Below are 21043 nucleotides of genomic sequence, written 5' to 3'. Positions count from 1 at the left end.
TCAGTATAGGTTGGATTACGTTTAGCCATACTACCACCACACACAAACACTATGTTTTACATGAAACAGCGATTAGTCAACGCGACAAGGGTCAAGAAACATGCAAAAACCACCCCTACGCCGATGATGCTGGTTTAAGGCGCAACCCCTGCCGCGCCTAAAAAGCGCTGCTCCCAATAATCGATATCCAAGGGCACGCTGACCACTGCCCGGCCGCTGCCAGGGGCGTGAATCATCTGCCGGTTACCGCGATAAATCCCAACATGCGAGGCTTTCGCGCCACTGCCAAAAAACAGCAAATCCCCAGGACGGGGAGTATCAACCGCAGGCAGTGCCCGGAATTGATCATGGGCGGTACGGGGAACACGAATACCTGCTGCGCGGTAAGTCATTTCAACTAACCCCGAGCAGTCCAGCCCTTCTGGAGAGTTACCGCCAAAACGGTACGGCGTACCAATGGCTTTTTGGGCATGGGAAAGAATCAGCGCTCGCTCCATGGAGATCCCCGCCTGAGCACCAGGCGCAGATGGCGGGGCAACCTCTTTGCCGGCACACCCAGCTATCAGCAACAGGGCGAACAGCGTGATTAAGCGCTGCAGAGGCATCAACCGCCGCAAGCGGACCAGCGGCACAAAGTACATAGAGAGCACACAGGGAAACGGCATAAAACGCTCCAGCGCGGCATGTTAGCAATCGCTTTATCATGGCCTAAGAGCTGGTGACTCGCTACTGATTCATGGCGCGGTTTATTTAACGCCCAATCCACTCAACGAAGGTGGTTTCTCCCAGCGCATGGCGCTCATGGCGTAGTCGGCTCATCGCGGCATAGGGCAAATCCATCACTAAGCTATTGCAAAGCGGCTGTTCCAATACTTGACGCAGCAACGCGTTACATACAAACAGGTGGGCGACCACCAGTACATGCTTGCCCGGTGGGCTTACCAACAGTCGCCGCCAGACATCACTGACCCGAGCATCCAATGCATCTACTGTTTCCCCTTCGGGTGGAGCCGCTTGGGAAGGGTTATGCCAAAACGCGCTCATCTGCTCGCTACCCTCTTCGGCAAACACCTGAGCATGGGTTTTGCCCTCCCAGCGCCCCAAGTGAAGCTCAGCTAGGTCATCCTCCACCTGTACCGGCAGGTCGAACTCTTCACCTAACCACAGCGCAAATTCACGACAGCGCAGCAGCGGTGAGCTGATAACGGCATCATAAGGCAGCCGCCCATCCACACTTTGTCGCATCACGGCATCACTCACTTGCTGCCAACCGGCTTTACTCAGCGGATGGTCGGTACTACCACGCAGCATGCGCCCGCCGACTGGCTCGCCGTGGCGCATAATATCGATGGTCGTGATAGTGGCATTTGGAAAGCGCATGATCGCTCCTTACCCTGGCTGTCTGGCTAGATAATAGCGTGGCGTACACGGGCAGAGATCCACTCTGAGACCAATACCGTGGCAAAAATCATCACAAAGATAACGCTAACCTGGTTCCAGGCGAGGCTGTTAATCGACGCGTTAAGCTGCAAGCCGATACCGCCAGCGCCAACCAGACCTAGCACGGTAGACTCACGAATATTAATGTCCCAGCGATACACGCTGATACCCGCGAAAGCAGGCATAACCTGGGGCAGCACACCGTAGTTCATCACCTGTAGACGGCTGGCGCCGGTGGCGCTAATTGCCTCAACGGGGGTGGGGTGAATCTCTTCAATGGCCTCATAGAGCAGCTTGCCGACAAAACCAATTGAGCGCAGCGCGATGGCGATGATTCCCGCCAGCACACCGGGGCCAAGAATGGTGACCAGCAGCATGGCCCAAATCAGCGAGTTAATAGAGCGCGATGAGACGATAACGGTGAGCGCTAGGCTGCGTACCAGCGGGTGCGGCGTAGTGTTGCGTGCGGCTAAAAATGCCACAGGAAACGCCATGGCAATGCCCAGCACGGTGCCTAACGTAGCGATGTTCAGCGTATCCCACATGGGCTTCCATAGCACGCTGGCATACTCCCAACGCGGCGGCATCATTCGGCTGATCAAGTCGCTGCCTTGGCGGCCCGCATCTTCGACAAACACCCACATGGTGTTATCAGAAATCACTTTCCAGCACAGTAGAAACAGGCTGATGCCGACAAGCCAGGCGGCGTACTGAAGCCACTGGGCGCGAGTAGTGCGCCGCTGCCACAGCGGCGCGCCCTGGGGTGTTGTTGAAACTGGCATAACGTTTCCTCTTAAAGACAAGCGGCGTGGGGTTATTGCGTCCAGCGACGAACGTAGCTGGAGGCGTACTCGCTCATCAGTACAATCGCGATGATAATTAACAAGATGGCGGCAGAAGTACCGTACTCATAACGGCTGAGTGAGGTGTTGAGAGTCGCGCCAATGCCGCCCGCCCCGACAATGCCAATCACCGATGACTCACGGAAGTTGATATCCAGCCGGTACATCGACAAGCCAATTAAGCGCGGCATCACCTGGGGTTGGATGGCATGGTTCATGGTTTGCCACCAGCTCGCCCCGGTGGCGCGCACGGCTTCTACCTGCCGCCAGTCGAGGTCTTCAATATCTTCTGCCAGCAGTTTGGCCATAAAGCCAATGGTGGCAAACGCCAAGGTCAGCATCCCGGCAAACGGCCCAAAGCCGAACATCACCACAAATAGAATCGCGATGATAATTTCCTGGAAGGTGCGCGAGACCGCAATAATGGCGCGGCATACTGCGTAGATGGGTAAGGGCGAGATATTGCGCGCCGCCCCCAACCCCACGGGAATCGCCAGCAACACGCCAATCACCGTAGAGGTTAACGTCATGGTGAGGCTTTCCAGCAGACCCGCCATAATGTCGTTTTGGCGACTAACAAAGTCGGGCTGCAAAAATGCCCCGAGAAAATTCAGTGCGCGCCCAGAACCTTCCGCCACACGCGCCCAGTTTACTTCGACAGACGCTAATGCGAGCACCAAATACACGACGCCGCCCAGCACCAACCCCCAGCGCATACGCGGATTATCAATCAGCGGTAGCCTCCGCCAATGGCCTTGGCGTGCCGCCTGTTGACGCGCCAGCGTATCAACACCGCTCATAGCGCGCCTCCGCTGGCAACACTGGCCAACGGCCGCTGCGTGTGGGCAGCATAGGGTTGGCGAGTGAACGCATTTTCCTTCTCTTCAACATCGCCACTCTCAACAGGCTCAGGCGACGTATCCCAATACTCTTCACCGTATATCGTGGTAAGAATCTCGCTGGTTAGCTCACTTGGCTTGCCATCAAAGACGATTTCACCTGCCCGCAACCCCACAATACGGTCGGCAAACTGCTTCGCCAGCGCCACATCGTGAATATTAATGATCGCTGCAAGTTCCCGTTCAGCGCATAGCTCACGAATCAGTCGCATGATTTGCCGGGAAGTTTTTGGGTCAAGGCTCGCGGTGGGTTCATCGACCAGGAGCAGCTTAGGGCTTTGTAACAGCGCACGGGCTATGCCAACCCGCTGGCGCTGGCCGCCAGAGAGCGCATCGGCGCGCTTGTCGATGGCATGGGGAAGGCCAACCCGTTCAAGTAGCCGAAACGCCTCGGTCACGGCTTCCTGAGGGTAACGGCGCAAAAAGCTACGCCAGAATCCAACATAGCCTAGCTGACCGGAGAGCACGTTATCCATCACGGTTAAGCGATCCACCAAGGCGTATTCCTGGAAGATCATCCCCATGGAGCGACGCGCGTGGCGCAGACGATTGCCTGATAGCTTCGTCAGCTCGATATCTTCCAACCGAATGCTGCCTTGGGTGGGCTCCACCAAGCGATTAACACAGCGAATCAGGGTGCTTTTACCCGCCCCAGACGGCCCAATCAGCGCCATGACCTGGCCTTTGGGAAGCGCCAGCTCGATATCAGTAAGCGCACGATCCCCAGTGGGGTAACGTTTGCCAACGCCGGTAAGTGTCAACATGGGTTTTACCTCATCTTCATAACGGTTCGGCCAGAAGGTTGCCCTTCTGGCCGATGGGGTTGCACAGCTGCCAAAGGGTTAATCGCAGTCGTAAGTCACACCGTTGGCTTCAGCAATGGTGCGAATCACAGACCAATGCTCTTCATAGGTGATCGGGATAAACTGCGCTTCACCGGAATTGGCAAACTCAGCCTCAAGGGCGGTGCCTTCCCAGTCGTAGCTGAAGAATGCGTCTTGAATTTGCTGGGCAAGCTCAGGCTTTAGATTGTGGGCAACGCCATAAGCCGTGGTGGGGAAGGTTTCGGAGGTATAGATAATCTCGTAATCGCCTTCGCTTACCACACCGCGCGAGATCATCCGAGTAGCCACCGAGTTAGCAATGGCGGCAGCATCGTAATCTTTATTCACTACACCTAGCACAGAGTTATCGTGAGAGCCGGAGAACGCGGTCTTGTAATCGTTATCGGCTTCTAACCCATACTCAGAGCGCAGCAGCGCAGAGGGCGCACGGAAACCAGAGTTAGAGGTTTCTGAGGTAAACGCCAATTGGCGACCTTCAAGGTCTTCAACGGACTCAATACCGCTACCGGGATAGGTAATAATTTCCATCTCATAGCCGTAGCTACCATCTTCACTCGCCATAATGGCGAAGGGGCGAAAGCCACCACAGTTAACAGCAACCGGCACACCGCCTGTGTTGAAACCCGCGACATGCAAGCGGCCTGCACGCAGCGCCTCTTGCTGGGCAGCATTCGACTGCACGGGGAAGAACTGCACACGCTTACCGGTTGCTTCGCTTAGATGATCCAGAAAGCCAGACCATACATCCGCATAAACAGCAGGGTCTTCAACCGGCGTATAGGCAAAGACCAAGGTGTCCGGGTCGACCCACTGAGACTCGTCAGTCGGTGCATCGGCAACCATATCGCCATCGTTGTCTACGTAGCGCGAGGAGAGGTCGGCGGAGGCGTTAACTGCTGCCAGCGCAAATGCACTTGCAACAGCAGCGCTAATCAATGTGCGGGAAAGCGAGTTAGAAAGCGTGGGAGCGTGCATGCATCACCTAAGTGGCTGTTCAAAGATGACGCTATCCTGCCAAGCCTGCATGACAGCAGCGGGTCACTCTCGTGACAACCTAGTGACGTCTCAATGACAGCAAAGTGACACCCCTTAGCTAAGGCAGCACGCGTCAGTTCCGTCGATCTATAAAGAGACTATTACCGACTATTTTTTTCGCCTGATGTTTTAGCTCGGAAAGTTGGGCGGCAATGTCCAGTGCCTTGCAGGTGCTGGGGTCGATAATGGGTTTAACCGCAATCGACACGCTAACAAAGGGAAAGAACGCCGTAGCACCTTGGCGGCTTTCAATAGTGATACCGCCCTGCAGCAAGCGCGACAGCAAAATAATCACGAGATCACCGCGGGCCTAGCCATAAGCATCGTTAAACGCTTTGAAATTATCTAAGTCGACGTAGGCGGCTGCGAACACTTAGCGGGCCCCTTTGGGCCCGCTACTCTTTTTGTACTGACTTTAGTTAACGGTAATTCTGGCAATTTCCTCGCGCCATGATGGCTTCAGCGATGCGTTCTATTCCCTGGCGGTAGGCGGCTTGGCGATAGGTGACTTTCTCTTTCTCCGCCCGCGCCAACACGCTTTCTGCCTGCACACCCAGCAGGCTATCTAGGCGCTGATTGACCTCTTCTTCTAGCCATTTTTCGCCTGCGCGGTTCTGCAGCCACTCAAAATAGCTAACAATGACGCCGCCAGTATTAGCCAAGACATCAGGTAGCACAGGTATTTCGCGTTTGGCTAATACATCATCGGCATCGCTGGTTAACGGCCCGTTAGCAATTTCAAGAATCGCCCCCGCCTGCACATCGTCAACGTTATCGCAGTGAATTTGGTTCTCTAGTGCCGCTAACGCCAACACATCCACCTCAAGCGACAGCAGTTTATCGCCTGCCAGTGATTTACCTTGTTTACTCTTGGATAACGAACCGTGCTTGTCTTTGTCCTGCTTCGCAGCGTCAACATCAAGCCCGTCCGCGCTGTAAATAGCGCCGCTTGAGTCCGATACCGCCACAATTTTATAACCCCGCTCACTGGCTAGTCGGGCAAAATGATAAGCAGCATTACCAAATCCCTGCACGGCAACGGTGGTCTCTTCTGGCTTGCGCTCTTCGCGCTCGGCCCACAAATTCAGCACTTTTAACGCGCCGCGCCCGGTGGCCGCTACCCGACCCGGGGAGCCCCCTAGAGACAGCGGCTTACCTGTGATAGCGGCAGGCGCTTGGGCACGCACGATATGTTCGTACTCATCAATCATCCAGCCCATTACCGTAGCATCGGTATTTACATCCGGGGCGGGAATATCTCGGTCTGGCCCCATAATATCGGCAATGGCACGAATATAGCCCCGAGCCAACCGCTCTCGCTCAAGGGAGGAGAGGGCCTTGGCATCTACCTGTACACCACCTTTCCCCCCGCCATAAGGTAAGCTAACCACCGCGCACTTCACCGCCATCCAGAAACTTAGCGTGGTGACTTCGTGCTGATTAACGTCCGTATGGAAACGCACGCCACCTTTGGCAGGCCCTAAGCTGGTATCGTACTGAACCCGCCAAGCGGGGAAGGCCTTCAGGCTTCCGTCATCCATGCGGATTGGCACACTTACCTGCAACGATAGGCTCGGCTGCATCAACCGTGCCTGGGCATCCGGGTGAATATCCAACGCTTCAAATACCGCCTCCAGCCGCGAGCGGGCATCTTCAAAAAGCGCCGCGCCTGTTTCAGGGGTCAGGGCTTGCAGCGTCTTCTTTTCAGCTTGCGGTTTACGTGTTTTGGATGCTTGCTGCTTTGCTTTATGCTTTTTCGCTTTCGCATTGGCCATGTAGCACTCTCCTTCTGCTTGATAGGCGCCAGCGCCTGCTCATAAGGGACCTAGCACTTTGTAAGCGTAGCAGCTTGGTAAATGCACACGCTTTTTAACTTGCGAAATCCCAGCTTTTTCTCACACTTAGGCTATTCGCACGGATGCCCAGGGAGAACATAGTGAGTCCAATAACACGTAGCGCCCTAGCTTGGGGAAGCCTTTACAGTTTACTTGCCCTGCTGCCGATAGGCTGGCTGCTGCTCTCACCACCAACACCCCGCAGTTGGCTTGGTGAAGCGGCGGTGTTGCTTGGCGCACTCGCCCTAAGCATCATGGCACTGCAGGCGTTAATATCGGGCCGACACGCTTGGTTTGCCCATGAGATCGGTTTTGATAACGTACTCCAGTTTCATCGCCAGATCGGTATTGGGGCGCTTTTCCTGGTTATTGCCCACCCCGTTGCCCTGTTTATCGCCCACCCTTCGCTGATTCACTTTCTTGACCCACGAGAAGAAACCCTGCGCGCCCTAACCCTGATAGCGCTGCTAGGTGCCAGCATTGTGCTGATTATTAGCTCGCTCTGGCGAAAACGTTTTGGGCTACCATATGAGTGGTGGCACCTACTCCATGGCGGCTTAGCGCTGTTTATCGTTTTTGGGGGGCTTGGCCACGCCATAATGGCCCAGCGTTACACTGAGGGCTTGGTTACCTCGATGGGTCTGGCGCTGCTTATTCTGATTCCGGCCTGCTTGGTACTCGAAACCCGCTTATTAAGGCCATGGCGTATGCGCCGTCGCCCCTGGCGCGTGGTGGACACAAAGCTTGAGCGCGGCGATACCACCACACTGACGCTTGAACCCGCAGGCCCTCACCGCTTCACTTTCCAACCGGGGCAATTCTTCTGGATTACCCTGGGCGACACCCCATGGTCGCTACAGCAACACCCTTTTTCGCTCTCATCAAGCGCTGCCAGCAGTGGTCGTATAACCTTCAGCGCTAAACGCCTGGGCGACTTTACCCGACAACTACCCAAGGTAACCGCCAATACACCTGCGTTTATTGAGGGCCCATTTGGCGCTTTCATCCCTCGCCCCAACAATCCCTCGGGGCTAGTAATGATCGCAGGGGGAATTGGCATTACGCCGTTTATGAGCATGCTCTACACCTTTCGCGACCAGCAAGACCGCCAACCGATTTGGCTGATTTATGCCAACCCCACCTGGCAAGAAGCCACCTTCCGTGACAACCTGGATGAATTGGCTCAGCAACTTAACTTAACGCTGATTCACGTTATTTCAGACCCCCATGAGGGCTGGGAAGGGGAAGTGGGCTACGTTGACCAAGATCTCCTGGCCCGCTGCTTGCCCCAGGATGATGGGAAGCGTGACTACTTTATTTGCGGCCCGGACCCCATGATGGATAGTGCTGAAAAGGGCTTAATTGCCCAGGGCATCGCCCCCACCCATATTTTCTCCGACCGCTTTGACATCGTTTAGGGAGTTTTTATGCTGCATAACTACGCAAGATACGCAGGGGGGCTAGTGCTGGCGCTATTAGTCGCCGTTGTGCTCCTGGCAGCGTACGCCCTGCAATGATTCACGAGTGCCTTCTGTGATAGTGAGCAACGCGCCCAGCGAGCACTACTCCGCTCACCTTAGCTCTCAAGCAGCCCGCGACTTAGCGTGGCTAATCGCCACACCGGATGTCGTTGAGCTACCGCCGCCCATCCCCTGTGGCGGCAAGCCAACGCAACAAGAGCTTGGTTTGACGGACAGCATAGACGCCTGGTTGGCGCAGCTTACGCCAAAGCTGAACGCGCTGGATGGCAGGTTAGCTACCCGTATGGGCCACTACCACGAACAGCTTTGGCACCTGCTGTTAGATAATGCCCCTACTACCCGGCTTTTGGCCAAGAACCTACGCATTACGCAGCGGCGCAACACGCTCGGCGAGCTGGATATGCTCTACCGTACCCGCGACAACACCGCTCCCGTGCATTTGGAAGTAGCCATTAAGTTCTACCTAGGGCTACCCGAAGGGCCGGGAGATGCCACCAGCCAAAGCCGCTGGATTGGCCCTGGCGGGCTAGACAGCCTAGCGCTGAAATGCAGCCATCTGCGCCACCATCAGCTGCCCATTTCGAGTACCGCCGTCGCGCAGGCACTGATCACCCAATGGCTAGCGCCAAGGGACCTTGGCCCCACCGCGCCGCTTAACGGCCAGCTCACCCAGCGCCTAGCCATGCCCGGCGTACTGTTTTATCCCTGGCACACGGCAATGCCGCCGCCCATCGGGGCAACAGCCAATCATCGGCGCGGTAGGTGGTGTTATATAAAAGATTGGCCAGCGCTTGCAGCCCAAACGAGTGAGTCACTGCACATGGCGTGGTTGGAGAAACCCCATTGGCTGGCCCCGCCACCTAAAGCGGCGTTTCAGCCAGCCAACGAGGAAATGGCAATCGTGAAGCCACTGATTGAGCGCTACGGGCCACAGCAGGTGATGCTTTACGACCCAGAAGCGGAGACAGGAACAGCAACAGCAACAAAGATGCAGCCACTGGAGCGTCTCATCCTTGTCCCCAATGACTGGCCACGCCAAGTGCCGCTGCCGCCCCGCCCTCGCGATTAAACAATCACTTCGCTAAACAGCCACCTTGCCGTTAAACAGCTACTTTGCGGTTAAACAACGACTAAGTTATCGCGGTGGATCAACTCGTGAGCTTCTACGTACCCCAGGATTGCTTCAATCTGGTGGCTTGGCTGGCCTGCTAACTGACGAGCTTCCTCAGCTCCATAGTTGACCAACCCTTTGGCCACGCGCGTGCCCTGCTCATCCACGCACAGCACCATATCACCGCGCTTAAAGCTGCCCTGCACTTCGCGCACGCCCACTGCCAGAAGGCTAGAGCCTTTGCCACGCAGTACGTTCACCGCGCCGGCATCTAGCACCAAGGTGCCCCGCACCTGCAATTGCCCCGCCAGCCAGCGCTTGCGGGCGGCGATAGGTGCCTGGTCAGGCCGCAACAAGGTTCCCAGCGCTTCGCCTGCCATGACGCGAGAAATAACGTCTGGCTGACGACCACTGGCAATCACCGTGACTGCGCCAGAACGGGCCGCGAGCTGCGCCGCGCGTATTTTGGTGCTCATACCACCGCGCCCCAAGGCCCCACCACTGCCTGCTACAGCGGCTAGCCGTGGATCGTCAGCGCGCCCTTCGGCAATCATCTGAGCATTGGGGTCGTGGCGAGGGTCGGCGTCAAACAGCCCCTCTTGGTCGGTAAGCAGCAGCAGTGCATCGGCTTCTAACAGGTTGGCAACCAGCGCGCCGAGGGTGTCGTTATCGCCAAAGCGAATCTCGTCGGTGACCACGGTATCGTTTTCATTGATCACCGGCACCACGCGCATCTCGACCAAGGTACGCAGCGCCGACAGCGCGTTGAGATAGCGCTTGCGGTTAGACAGGTCATCGTGGGTAAGCAGAATCTGAGCCGTTAACATGCCGTGGCGAGCAAAATGCTGCTCGTAGCACTGGGTAAGGCCGTTCTGGCCCACCGCTGCGGCGGCTTGAAGCTCATGGACAGCGCTGGGGCGTGCTTGCCACCCCAGACGCACCATACCGGCGGCAACCGCGCCGGATGAGACCAGCACGACCTCGATACCCTGCTGATGCAGCGTGGCGATCTGGTCGACCCAGCCACCAATCGCCACCTCGTCCAAGCCACGGCCATCGTTGGTGAGCAGCGCGCTACCAATTTTAACCACTACCCGGCGGGCGCTGCTTAACGCCTCCCGGCCGGGCAACTGCTCATTGCTTTCCACGTCGCGACTCTCCCAAGCCTTTTCGCTCACAGCCTTGCTTCCGTTAACCCTGTTGACGCTTCCCACTCAACCGAGGGTCGGTTATGGGGCGTACTCTACCTCGACATCGTAATCATCATCGTCGAAATCGTCGTCGTCTTCGTCATCGTCCCGCTTACGGCGGCGGCCAAGACGCGCTTCCGTACGGGCTACTGACTCCTCTTCCATGCGGCGGCGCATTTCCTGCTCGCGGGCATGAGCTTCTTCATCTTCATTTTCCAGACGCTGCTGCTCGGTCAACCAGCGATACGCTGCCTGTACCAGCTTGTCAGTGCCGTCGTTGCTGATTGCCGAGATGCGGAATACCGGGCCATCCCAGTTCAGCGCTTGGATAATCGCCTCGGCGCGGGCTTCGCGCTCATCTTCTGGCAGCAGGTCAAACTTGTTCAGCACCAACCAACGGGGCCGCTCAGAAAGGGCTGGCGAGAACTGACCAAGCTCGTGAATAATCGCCTGCGCCGCTTCCACCGGGTCGGACTCATCGAAAGGTGCCACATCCACCACGTGGAACAGCAGACGCGTGCGGGTCAGGTGCTTCAAGAAACGCAGCCCCAAGCCCGCGCCGTCAGAGGCACCTTCAATCAGCCCCGGCACATCTGCCATCACAAAGTGCTCGTGCATACCCAGCTTCACCACGCCCAGGTTAGGCACCAGGGTAGTGAACGGGTAGTTGGCTACTTTGGGCTTGGCCGCAGATACCGAACGGATCAGCGTAGACTTACCCGCATTCGGCATGCCAAGCAGACCCACGTCCGCCATTACCTTCATTTCCAGGCGCAGGTTACGGCGGTCGCCTTCGGTGCCCGGCGTGGTGCGGCGAGGCGCACGGTTGGTCGAAGATTTAAAGTGAATATTGCCCAACCCACGGCGACCACCTTCGGCCACCAGTACCACCTGACCGATATCGGTGACATCGGCGATGACCTCAAGGGTATCCTCATCGATCACCGTGGTGCCCACCGGCACTTTCACGTGCAGGTCTTCACCGGCTTTACCACTCATCTGACGGCCCATGCCACCCTGGCCGTTTTCAGCTTTATAAAAACGCTGAAACTTGAAGTCAATCAAGGTATTCAGTGAATCGTCACCAATCAGGTAGACGCTACCACCATGGCCACCATCGCCACCATCAGGGCCACCTTTGGGCACATATTTTTCGCGGCGAAAGCTCAGACAGCCATTGCCGCCTTTACCTGCCTCAACAATAATCGAGGCTTCATCGACGAACTGCATTGGATTCTCCCGGCCGCTTCCGCCGCCCTAACTGCAATATCCCGCCCATTAATAACAGGCAAAAGGGATCGAAAAGACAAAAAAGCCCCGCCATGGCGGGGCTTTTATTTCGTCATCTTCGCTCTGCGCAACAGCTGTTGCTTAGGCAGAAACGATGCTAACGAATTTACGGTTGTTCGGACCTTTGGTCTCGAACTTCACGAAGCCGTCGTTCAGAGCGAACAGCGTGTGATCACGGCCTAAGCCAACGCCAGTGCCTGCATGGAAACGTGTGCCACGCTGACGAACGATGATGCTACCTGCGCTGGCTGCTTGGCCACCGAACAGTTTCACACCTAAGCGTTTGGACTCGGAATCGCGACCGTTGCGCGTGGAGCCGGCTGCCTTTTTATGTGCCATTGCAAAATCCTCCTAAAGGAAATAGCTGCTTACGCAGAAATTCCGGTAATTTTGACTTCAGTGAACCACTGACGGTGGCCCTGACGCTTCATGCTGTGCTTCCGGCGACGGAATTTGATGATCGTTACTTTATCGCCACGGCCGTGGGAAACGATCTCAGCAGACACTTTGGCACCGCCGATGAAGGGCGCGCCAATGTTTACGTCGTCGCCGTCTGCAACCAGCAGCACTTCATCAAACTCAATCGTTTCGCCGGTAGCGACTTCGATTTTTTCGAGCTTGAGGGTTTGACCTTCTTTAACACGGTACTGTTTGCCACCGCTTTTAATAACTGCGTACATGTCGCTCTCCGGACTTGTCGTTAATGCCGGTTACGCCCCGCGTAACCAACGCTCATCGCCTTCCGCTCTTATCGACCTGCTGCGAGTGGCGCCCCTTTTGGCAGCCATCTGACAGGGAGCATGATGAGTGGGTCGCGAATTATAGCGACTATCGCTGTCTACCACAAGACTACAAGGCCTTGTCAATCACACCTTACGCCATGAGCGCTTAGCTCTACCTTGACGCCTCACAACCAGCCCCATAGCATGGCCTCAACTACCCCACCCCCGCGATGAACGGAACCCATGACAGCCAACGTCTCTCAAACCCCGCCTGCCAGCCCAACGCCTTCACCGCTGCACGCCGTGGTGGCCGATGACTTTGACGCCGTAAACCGCACCATTGTCGCGCAGCTGAACTCCAAGGTGCCGCTGGTCGAAACCATCGGCCAATACATTATTGAAAGCGGTGGTAAACGCCTGCGTCCGCTGCTGGTGCTGCTGGCGGCCCGCTCGCTAGGCTATGAGGGCGACAAACATATTACGCTCGCCACGCTGATCGAATTTATGCACACCTCCACCCTATTGCACGACGACGTGGTGGATGAGTCGCACATGCGGCGTGGCAAAAAAACCGCCAACGACGCCTGGGGCAACGCACCTTCCGTGCTGGTAGGTGACTTCCTCTATTCGCGCTCATTTCAAATGATGGTCGATGTAGGTTCCATGCGCATCATGGCAATTCTTTCCAGCGCTACCTGCATTATCGCCGAAGGGGAAGTGCTGCAACTGACTAACATTGGCAACCCCAGCATTTCTGAAGCGGACTACTTTGAAACTATTCAAGGTAAAACCGCCATGCTGTTTGAGGCCGCCTCCCACAGCGGTGCCGTACTTGCAGACGCTACACCTGGCCAAGAGCGCGCCCTGCAGTATTACGGCCGTTATCTAGGCCTCGCCTTCCAGCTCATCGACGACCTGCTGGACTACCAAGGCGATGCCGAAGCCATGGGTAAAAACGTTGGCGACGACTTAGCAGAAGGCAAACCTACCCTGCCACTGATTCATGCCATGGAACGCGGCACGCCGGACCAGGCTAAGCTGATCCGTCAAGTGATTCGCCAGGGTGGGCTTGAGCAGCTCAACGAAGTGCTTGAGATCATCAACGCCACCGGTGCGCTGGAATATACCCGTGCACGCGCCGTTGAGATGGCCAATAAAGCCCTAGCTGAACTGGACGCCCTGCCCCCTAGCCCCTACCGTGATAGCATGGCGAACATCGCACGCTTAGCGGTTGATCGCAAAGCATAAAGTCCGCGCAACAAAGCAACGGAGCACGTAAAAAGAGGCTTGAAAAAAGCCCTTCGCCTGCGTATGATTCGCTCCGTTGTTAAGCGCTGCCTAGCACTGTTTAAGCAACGTTCGGAATATAGCTCAGCTTGGTAGAGCGCTGCCTTCGGGAGGCAGAGGTCGTAGGTTCGAATCCTGCTATTCCGACCAAGAATTCTATTAAAAACGGCCACTTAGCTAACGCAGCAAGTGGCCGTTTTTWGTTGGGGTGGCGCTAGGTTCCATATAGGTGACAGCGCCAACAAGCCACTACAGGTAAGGTAAGCTATCGGCCTACTCTGTCAAGCCTGAAAACGATTGGCCATTCCCCTACATTTTGGAGCGTGTCATGGGCGTTCTTCATTTACTGACTCGCAGAAGTGGCCGCCTTCGCGCCTCGCTTGCCACTTGGATAGCGCTATTAGCTTTGCTGCTGGCCGCGCCAGCGGTCGCCAATTGTGCACTTCCCTCCACCACCGACATAGTCAGCATCAAGGGCGACAGCCAACAGCCTGCGCTCCCCGAGGGCAGCGACGTCGTTGTCGACGGCATTGTGACTGGCGTGTTCCTCGGCAGAGACAACCTTAACGGCTTCTATCTTCAGCAATTCACTGACCCCGGCCCGGCGGGCGTGTTCGTCTATATGCCCAGGGTCACACCGAGTCAGGCTGAACGAATCGCCCCTGGGCAGCACCTGCAGCTCCACGCGGAGGCTGGCAGGTTCCACGATCGGATTCAGCTCCAGCGGGTCGCGCAGATCGAGACCTGCGCCAACCATCAATTGCCTGAGCCTATAGAAGCAACCTGGCCTCTTAACGAAGATCAGCTGCACCAGCTAGAAGACCTGTTGGTGGTGTTCCCGCAACCCCTCACCGTTACCGGCAACTATGAGCTTGCACGCTACGGCACGCTGAAGCTGGCCGCAGAGCGCCTGTTTCGGCCAACAAATACAGCGGAGAAAGCGACTGAGGAGGGGGCTATTTTGCTGCTGGACGATGGCAGCTACCGTGCTTTCCCAAGCCCCATCCCCTACCTGGATACCAACGGCAGCCGCCGAGTAGGTAGCACCATTGAGGGGCTGACCGGGGTTATCATGCAAGCCTTTGACGCCTATCGTTTGCAACCAACTGAAGAGCCGCGTTTCGAGGATACCAACCCGCGCCCACAACCGCTGACCGCCCCGGGTGATCAGCTGAGAGTAGCGACCTTCAACGTAGAAAATTATTTCACCACCCTAGGGGAACGGGGAGCTGCCAACAGCGATGAGCTGGAACGCCAGAGAGCCAAGCTGGCCGCTGCGGTCTCAGGCCTTCAGGCCGATATTCTTGCGCTGGTCGAAGTCGAAAATGATCCGGGCGCTCTGGCCGACCTGATCAAGCAACTAAGCACGCGCACAGGCATCCGCTATCAGGCCGTCGGAGGTAGCGCAAATCGTGGGTCTGATGCCATCAAGGTGGCACTGATCTATCGGCCAGACCGAGTGGAAGCGCTGAGCGACCTATATGCAGACAGCCACCCTGCTCACCACCGCCCTCCTTTAGCCGCTTTTTTTCGTGATATGAACGGCGGCCCAGCCTTCGGAGTAGTGACGGCGCATTTCAAGGCTAAGTCGGGCTGCCCATCCCATGGGGATATTGACCGTGGCCAAGGCTGCTGGAACGAGCGCCGAGTAGAGCAGGCTGAGGCAATGCGTGACTTTTTGGCCCAGCTTGCCGATACCGCCGGTCATCAACGTCTACTGCTAACCGGCGACCTTAATGCCTATGGCGCCGAAGACCCGATCCGTACCCTGGTTCATGCGGGCATGGTCGATCTGCTTGCTCGCGACCTGCCGCCTGAGCACCGCTATAGTTATGTCTTCCGCGGCGAATCAGGCTACCTGGATCATGCATTGGCAAGCCCCGAACTGGCTGGCTCCGTGACCCAAACGAAAACGTGGCGAATCAACGCAGATGAACCGCGTTTTCTTGGTTATGACGGGCCGGACACTGCGCACGCTTATATCCAGCCCGATCCCTTTCGCTCTTCAGATCATGACCCGGTTGCCGTGGACTTAAGCTGGCCTTAAGCCCCAGTTCACCAATAGCCAACGTTGTGATAATACACAAGGAAGCGCCACCATGACCGACTCAACACCTTCTGTCATCCTGCTCGATGGCGGCATGGGCCAGGAACTACGCAAACGTAGCCGCTACCCGGCCTCGCCTCTGTGGTCAGCACAGGTCATGCTCGATGAGCCGCACCTGGTCACGGCGGCTCACCGCGACTTTATTGAGGCCGGGGCAGAGGTCATCACGCTCAATAACTACAGCGCCACCCCTCAACGGCTAGCGCGGGATGGCGACCCAGCGCTGTTTGCAACGCTACATGGGGCGGCACTTGCCGCAGCCCGACAGGCGCAGCAAGAAAGTGGCCGTGCTGTCCTTATTGCTGGCTGCCTGCCGCCTCTGGTGGCAAGTTACCATCATGAGGTAGTGCCTGATGACGAGACTTGCCTGGATAGCTACCGCCAGTTGGTGGATGCCCAAGCAGGCGTAGATCTCTTCATTTGTGAAACCATGTCACTGGCGCGGGAAGCACTGGCAGCCACCACTGCGGCGGCGGAGCGCGATACCCGGGTATGGACAGCATTTACCGTCGACGATACGGATGGCACACGCCTGCGCTCTGGCGAGCTTCTTGCTGACGCGGCAGAAGCGACTATGTCCGCAGGCGCTGAGAAAATACTCGTGAACTGCTCCGTACCCGAAGCCATTACCACGGCAATGGGCGTGCTGGCAGCCGCCAACATTCCCTTCGGTGGCTTTGCTAATGGGTTCACCTCTATCGCAGCACTTCAGCCAGGGGGCACCGTGGACACATTAACAGCGCGAGAGGATCTGGGCCCACAGGCGTATGCTGATTACGCGCTTCAGTGGGTGGAACAAGGCGCGACGGTGGTCGGTGGCTGCTGCGAAGTCGGCCCTGCCCATATTGCGGCTATCGCCACACGCTTAAAAAATGCCGGGTACACGCTGACAACCCCCTAGGGCGCTAGCACCCACCAGCGTGGCAGCAATGCGCGCACCTTGGTCTGGGCAAAACGATCATCCAGTAACACCACTACCCCTTCGTCCTGGGGGCTACGAATCACCCTACCGGCGGCTTGCACGACTTTAATCATGCCAGGTATGCGGTAGGTGTAATCGTCGCCCTGGCCGAAACGGGTGTTCATGCGCGCTTTCAGCGCTTCGTTAAAATCGTTGAACGGCGGCAGGCCTAAGGTAGCAATAAACGCACCGATTAAGCGCTCGCCAGGAAGGTCTATCCCTTCGGCAAAAGCCCCGCCTAGCACTGCAAATCCAATCCCTTTACCCCCTGGGGTAAAGCGCGCCAGAAAGGCGTCGCGCTCGGCTTCCTGCATACCCCGGGTTTGGGCAAACGTCGGTACGGTGGGGTGTGCGTGATGAAGCTGCGCTTTCACCTGTTCCAGGTAAGCAAAGCTGCTAAAAAACGCCAGATAGTGGCCAGGTTGACGCTGATACTGATTGACCAAGGCTTCTACAATAGGCGCCAAAGAGGCCTCGCGGTGATGATAGCGCGTGGAAATATCGACGCGAATACGCACTTCCAGCTGGCGGGCGGCAAACGGTGAGGCCACTTCCCGCCACACGCTGTTTTCGGGCAACCCTAGTAAATCGCGGTAGTAGTGAAATGGGGACAGCGTGGCTGAAAACAGCACAGCGCTGTGGGCCGCCTTGAAGCGCGGCGCTAGAAAGTCCGCTGGAATGACATTGCGCAGCCCAAGTACCGCATCGCCCCGGCCATATATAGCAAGATCGCACAGAGAGTGGTCACCAAACCGCTCCGCCAAACGGCAGAAGGCCAACGCTTCAAACAACAACTCTTGAAGCTCCACGCTTGCGGCGTCGGGGTGTTCAACCAAATAATCGGTGATCGCGCCAGCCAGCGTGTACAGCGCAGCCATCAGCTTGGTGGGCAGCGCATCAAGTAAATGGTAACGCTGTAACGCCGCTGCATCGGTGGACACTTCCTTCGTTAGCGCCTGCCACTGCCTACCGACCCGGGCTAACGATTTTGCAAGCGCGGGAGGTGAGCGGCGACGCAGACGGCTCAAGCGCTGCTGGGAAAGCTCTGCGCTGTACATGCCCCGCGCTCGTTCAACTAAGTTGTGCGCTTCATCTACCAACAGACCTACCCGCCAGTCGTTGGCGTGGGCCAATCCATGCAGCAGCGCATGAGTATCAAACCAGTGATTCACATCGCCCACCACCACGTCGGCCCAGCGGGCTAACTCTTGGCCCAAATAGTACGGGCACACACTGTGGGCAAGCGCCACCTCACGCACTCCATCGCGATCAAGCCAGCGACGTGCCACCGCAGCTTGGCGGGCGGCAGGCAAGCGGTCATAAAAACCGGCCGCCAACGGACAAACATCGCCCTGGCAGGCGGTGCCGGGGTATTCACAGGCTTTGTGCTTGGCCACCAACTCCAGCACACGCAGCGGCACCGGGGGTGTAGATGGTTTGGATGTAGATGAAGTGGATGTAGAAAGACACGCCAACGCGTCCAGAGCCAAGCGACGGCCTGGGGTTTTCATGGTCAGAAAAGCCACTCTATCCAACTGCTGGCGGGGCATTGCCGAGAGCATCGGAAACAGCGTACCAAGGGTTTTGCCAATGCCCGTAGGGGCCTGGGCCAGTAGGCACCGCCCGGTGCTGGCCGCCTTGTATACATCTTCCGCCAGCGCCCGCTGACCAGCGCGAAAATCCGGATAGGGAAACGTGAGCCTAGCCAGCCATGCATCCCGCTCCTGGCGATGGGCAGACTCCTGCTCCGCCCAGGCCAAAAAGCGCTGGCACTGATCGGTAAAAAACACCTGCAATTCGGTTGCGCTAGCCTCGTGGGTGAGCAGCGTTTCCTGGCCGCTGGTAATCTCCAGATACACTAACACCAGCGTGACCCGCTCTAGGCGGCGCTCGGCACATAGCAGTGCGCCGTATATCTTTACCTGTGCCCAGTGCAACGCGCGCTGATTAGCCGCCATGCGATCTAGATTGCCACGGTAGGTTTTGACCTCTTCCAAACGGTTAGCGTTGGGATCAAAACCGTCGACGCGGCCCGCCACGCGAAGCCCCTGATACTCACCGGAAAGCGGCAGTTCGGCCAGGTAACCCTCGCCCCGACGGCTAGCCACTAACCCATGCCCTGCGATGCCTTCCAGAGCGCTGGGGGCTGGCGTAAAGCGGTGGTCAAGGTCGCCTTCCCGAGCGGTGAAATCGCACAGCGTGCGCACCGCTACCCGATAGCGGCTCATTCGGCTTCTTCTAGTTCAGGCCCTTCTGGTTCAGCCCCTTCTACGTCAGATTCAGGCTGCCAGCGTACATGGCACACCTCAACGGGCATGCCGAAGCGGCAAAAGAAGTCGATCCAACGGCGCTGGTTATCTTGCAGGCGATCTCCCGGCCCTTTTACTTCTATCATTTTGTAGCGTGGCTCGCCGGGCGGTGCATCCGGCATTAGCTGAATCAAGTCAGGCAAGCCCGTGCGGTTATGCTTAAGGTCATCTAATAGCCGCATAAAACAGGCACGCAAATGGGCAGGCGGTAAACACTTAAGCGCAAGCGTCAGCAGTGCTTCACTGACAACTCCCCAGTGAACAAACGGCGATGCGATGCCCTTTTTGGCGTGCCACGTTCGAAGGATCGTGTCCTGGTAGCGGCCGTCATCCAACTGGGCTAGGCAGGCGTCGATATCGACTTGGCGCTGGCTAACAAAATCGTCGCGGTATAAATCCGCAGGCCCGCTGTGAAACGGGTGAAAAAACGCCCCTGGCAGCGGTTTAAAAATGGCCGGCCAGAGCAGCAAACCAAACAGCCCGGTCAGCAGGCTATTTTCAACGTAGTACACCGGCGCGTTAGGGGTCGCCATATAGTCAGCAACGGCACGCTCAACTGGCTGAGGGCCTGGCAAATGAAGCACATAGGTGGGCACCTGAGCCGCCTGTTTATTAGACACCGTCGAGCGCTCAACCTGTTGCGGTAGTTTGCGTGCCAAACGCGGTAACAGCCGCATCAAGGCTTGGATCTCGCCTTCCTTTGGCTGCGCGTCCAGCGCGCTGACCGTAAGTTCATAGGCCTCTGAATAACGGCCCAGACGCTCTAACACGCGCAACCTGCGAATACGCGCATCGCTGTTATTGGCATCGGCGTACAGCGTTAAAGCTAACGCTGCATCGCCACCACGCTCGGCCTCACGGCCCATGGTAAGCAGTAGCCGCGCCCGCCGAGAAGCTAACCAACGGTTGCTGGAAGCAGGCGGCACCTGTGTGGAAAGCGCCTGCGGCGGCTCGCCGTCGTCCAGGCGTTCGCGCAAGCGGTGAAGCGTTAAGTACGTTGTCACGTCATCGCGGCTTTGGAACGCGCGCGACGCTGCGGTTAGCGGTACCTGCTCAAAACGCTGCAGGCCCAGCTCAGTTAGCACGAACTCTGCCCAATCCTGACGTAGGTTGCCAAAAAACATCAGCCGTAGGCGGTCGCAAAGCGCCATCACCGTCAGCCGCACAATCTGCGTTGTTGACGTTGGCCACCACTGTTGAAGGGGTGCAAACACCTGGAACGGCTCGTCCAGCGCCGTTTGAAGCGCAGCTTTCGTGCTGTTGCGCGCTAGGCCTGCCTTGGTGATTTCACCTGCCAGCGCCTGGCGCAGCTCACTCAGCCGTAAGAGGCGAAACAGCTCACGGCGGCTTAACTGCGGTGCGTCGTCTACCCAACCAAGCGCTATCAGCGGTGCCAGGGCCTGCTCCGCATCTCCGATTTCCTCATACATCAGTTTGTCCAGGCGAAACAGCTCACCTTTACGCATCACCATGCGCACCAGTAGCGCTTGGGAAGCTTGGGGTAGCGTCTCAAAACGGCCAATAGCGTCGCGCTCGGAAGCACTTAATAGATCATGGTGGCGGGTGCTTACCCATGCCAATACATAACGAAAGTTCGTCAGGTAATAGAAAGGGTCATCTAGGGAGGCGGTCGCTGACGCGACAAGTGCACTGTTCATCTATCCATTGTAACAGTGCTTAATGGAGCAG

General features: G+C 57.2%; 19 protein-coding genes and 1 tRNA gene. 6 read left to right on the top strand and 14 right to left on the bottom strand.

The genetic code is table 11. The features are described 5' to 3' along the window. Window positions 1–134 precede the first annotated feature (134 nt). The 8 genes from MOY_RS05355 to MOY_RS05320 all read right to left on the bottom strand — a co-directional run bounded on the left by MOY_RS05355 (window position 135) and on the right by MOY_RS05320 (window position 6836). A complete protein-coding gene (locus MOY_RS05355) occupies window positions 135–605 on the bottom strand; it encodes a C40 family peptidase (RefSeq protein ID WP_035540178.1) in 471 nt (156 codons plus the stop codon). A 145-nt stretch (window positions 606–750) separates the two neighbouring features. Beyond that, on the bottom strand, window positions 751–1380 hold the full coding sequence (locus MOY_RS05350; protein WP_009097335.1) for a histidine phosphatase family protein: 630 nt from the start codon (window positions 1378–1380) through the stop codon (window positions 751–753). Window positions 1381–1406: 26 nt separating this feature from the next. After that, window positions 1407–2222 carry a phosphonate ABC transporter, permease protein PhnE gene (gene phnE / locus MOY_RS05345; RefSeq protein ID WP_009097334.1) on the bottom strand — a complete coding sequence of 272 codons (816 nt, stop codon included), beginning with the start codon at window positions 2220–2222 and terminating at the stop codon, window positions 1407–1409. A gap of 32 nt (window positions 2223–2254) precedes the next feature. Continuing rightward, entirely contained in the window at window positions 2255–3082 is an 828-nt protein-coding gene (gene phnE / locus MOY_RS05340; RefSeq protein ID WP_009097332.1) for a phosphonate ABC transporter, permease protein PhnE, read from the bottom strand. Further along, complete coding sequence (gene phnC / locus MOY_RS05335) at window positions 3079–3945, bottom strand: phosphonate ABC transporter ATP-binding protein (protein ID WP_009097330.1); 867 nt, start codon at window positions 3943–3945, stop codon at window positions 3079–3081. Before phnC ends, phnE (MOY_RS05340) begins: the two co-directional genes overlap by 4 nt. A 78-nt stretch (window positions 3946–4023) precedes the next feature. Beyond that, on the bottom strand, window positions 4024–5001 hold the full coding sequence (gene phnD / locus MOY_RS05330; protein ID WP_009097328.1) for a phosphate/phosphite/phosphonate ABC transporter substrate-binding protein: 978 nt from the start codon (window positions 4999–5001) through the stop codon (window positions 4024–4026). Window positions 5002–5134: 133 nt separating this feature from the next. Further along, on the bottom strand, window positions 5135–5356 hold the full coding sequence (locus MOY_RS16865; RefSeq protein WP_009097326.1) for a hypothetical protein: 222 nt from the start codon (window positions 5354–5356) through the stop codon (window positions 5135–5137). A gap of 124 nt (window positions 5357–5480) precedes the next feature. After that, on the bottom strand, window positions 5481–6836 hold the full coding sequence (locus tag MOY_RS05320; protein WP_009097324.1) for a Glu/Leu/Phe/Val family dehydrogenase: 1356 nt from the start codon (window positions 6834–6836) through the stop codon (window positions 5481–5483). Between the two features lie 161 nt (window positions 6837–6997). Here MOY_RS05320 and MOY_RS05315 point away from each other — a divergent pair, with 161 nt between their 5' ends. Further along, on the top strand, window positions 6998–8314 hold the full coding sequence (locus MOY_RS05315; protein WP_009097322.1) for a ferredoxin reductase family protein: 1317 nt from the start codon (window positions 6998–7000) through the stop codon (window positions 8312–8314). Window positions 8315–8429: 115 nt separating this feature from the next. Next, window positions 8430–9446 carry a DUF1853 family protein gene (locus MOY_RS05310; RefSeq protein ID WP_009097319.1) on the top strand — a complete coding sequence of 339 codons (1017 nt, stop codon included), beginning with the start codon at window positions 8430–8432 and terminating at the stop codon, window positions 9444–9446. 50 nt (window positions 9447–9496) lie between these two features. On the opposite strand, the gene proB is transcribed toward MOY_RS05310, so the two are convergent. From proB to rplU, 4 genes are all read right to left on the bottom strand, one after another. Next, window positions 9497–10636 (bottom strand): glutamate 5-kinase, encoded by a 1140-nt coding sequence (gene proB, locus MOY_RS05305; RefSeq protein WP_009097317.1) that lies wholly within the window; start codon window positions 10634–10636, stop codon window positions 9497–9499. 81 nt (window positions 10637–10717) lie between these two features. Then, window positions 10718–11908, bottom strand: a complete 1191-nt coding sequence (gene cgtA, locus MOY_RS05300) for an Obg family GTPase CgtA (protein ID WP_009097315.1) — start codon at window positions 11906–11908, stop codon at window positions 10718–10720. A 141-nt stretch (window positions 11909–12049) separates the two neighbouring features. After that, the gene (gene rpmA / locus MOY_RS05295) at window positions 12050–12307 is read right to left on the bottom strand and encodes a 50S ribosomal protein L27 (protein ID WP_009097313.1); all 258 of its coding nucleotides are present in this window, start codon (window positions 12305–12307) and stop codon (window positions 12050–12052) included. Between the two features lie 29 nt (window positions 12308–12336). Then, window positions 12337–12648, bottom strand: a complete 312-nt coding sequence (rplU, locus tag MOY_RS05290; protein WP_009097311.1) for a 50S ribosomal protein L21 — start codon at window positions 12646–12648, stop codon at window positions 12337–12339. A 285-nt stretch (window positions 12649–12933) separates the two neighbouring features. Between rplU and ispB the strand changes: the two genes are divergently transcribed. From ispB to MOY_RS05270, 4 genes are all read left to right on the top strand, one after another. Beyond that, window positions 12934–13938 (top strand): octaprenyl diphosphate synthase, encoded by a 1005-nt coding sequence (ispB, locus tag MOY_RS05285; protein ID WP_009097308.1) that lies wholly within the window; start codon window positions 12934–12936, stop codon window positions 13936–13938. 112 nt (window positions 13939–14050) lie between these two features. Next, window positions 14051–14127: transfer RNA gene (locus tag MOY_RS05280), tRNA-Pro, on the top strand. A 178-nt stretch (window positions 14128–14305) separates the two neighbouring features. Next, on the top strand, window positions 14306–16024 hold the full coding sequence (locus tag MOY_RS05275; RefSeq protein WP_009097305.1) for an ExeM/NucH family extracellular endonuclease: 1719 nt from the start codon (window positions 14306–14308) through the stop codon (window positions 16022–16024). Window positions 16025–16076: 52 nt separating this feature from the next. Further along, window positions 16077–16985, top strand: coding sequence for a homocysteine S-methyltransferase family protein (locus MOY_RS05270; RefSeq protein WP_009097303.1), 909 nt, complete (start codon window positions 16077–16079; stop codon window positions 16983–16985). Here MOY_RS05270 and MOY_RS05265 read toward each other — a convergent pair. Both MOY_RS05265 and MOY_RS05260 read right to left on the bottom strand, forming a co-directional pair. Continuing rightward, on the bottom strand, window positions 16982–19273 hold the full coding sequence (locus MOY_RS05265; RefSeq protein ID WP_009097302.1) for an ATP-dependent DNA helicase: 2292 nt from the start codon (window positions 19271–19273) through the stop codon (window positions 16982–16984). The genes MOY_RS05270 and MOY_RS05265 overlap by 4 nt on opposite strands. Then, window positions 19270–21012 (bottom strand): VRR-NUC domain-containing protein, encoded by a 1743-nt coding sequence (locus MOY_RS05260; RefSeq protein ID WP_009097300.1) that lies wholly within the window; start codon window positions 21010–21012, stop codon window positions 19270–19272. Before MOY_RS05260 ends, MOY_RS05265 begins: the two co-directional genes overlap by 4 nt. Between the last annotated feature and the right edge of the window lie 31 nt (window positions 21013–21043).

Origin of the sequence: Halomonas sp. GFAJ-1, assembly GCF_000236625.2 — a bacterium.
Lineage (GTDB): Bacteria > Pseudomonadota > Gammaproteobacteria > Pseudomonadales > Halomonadaceae > Vreelandella.
This window is presented reverse-complemented; position numbering and strand designations above follow the sequence as displayed.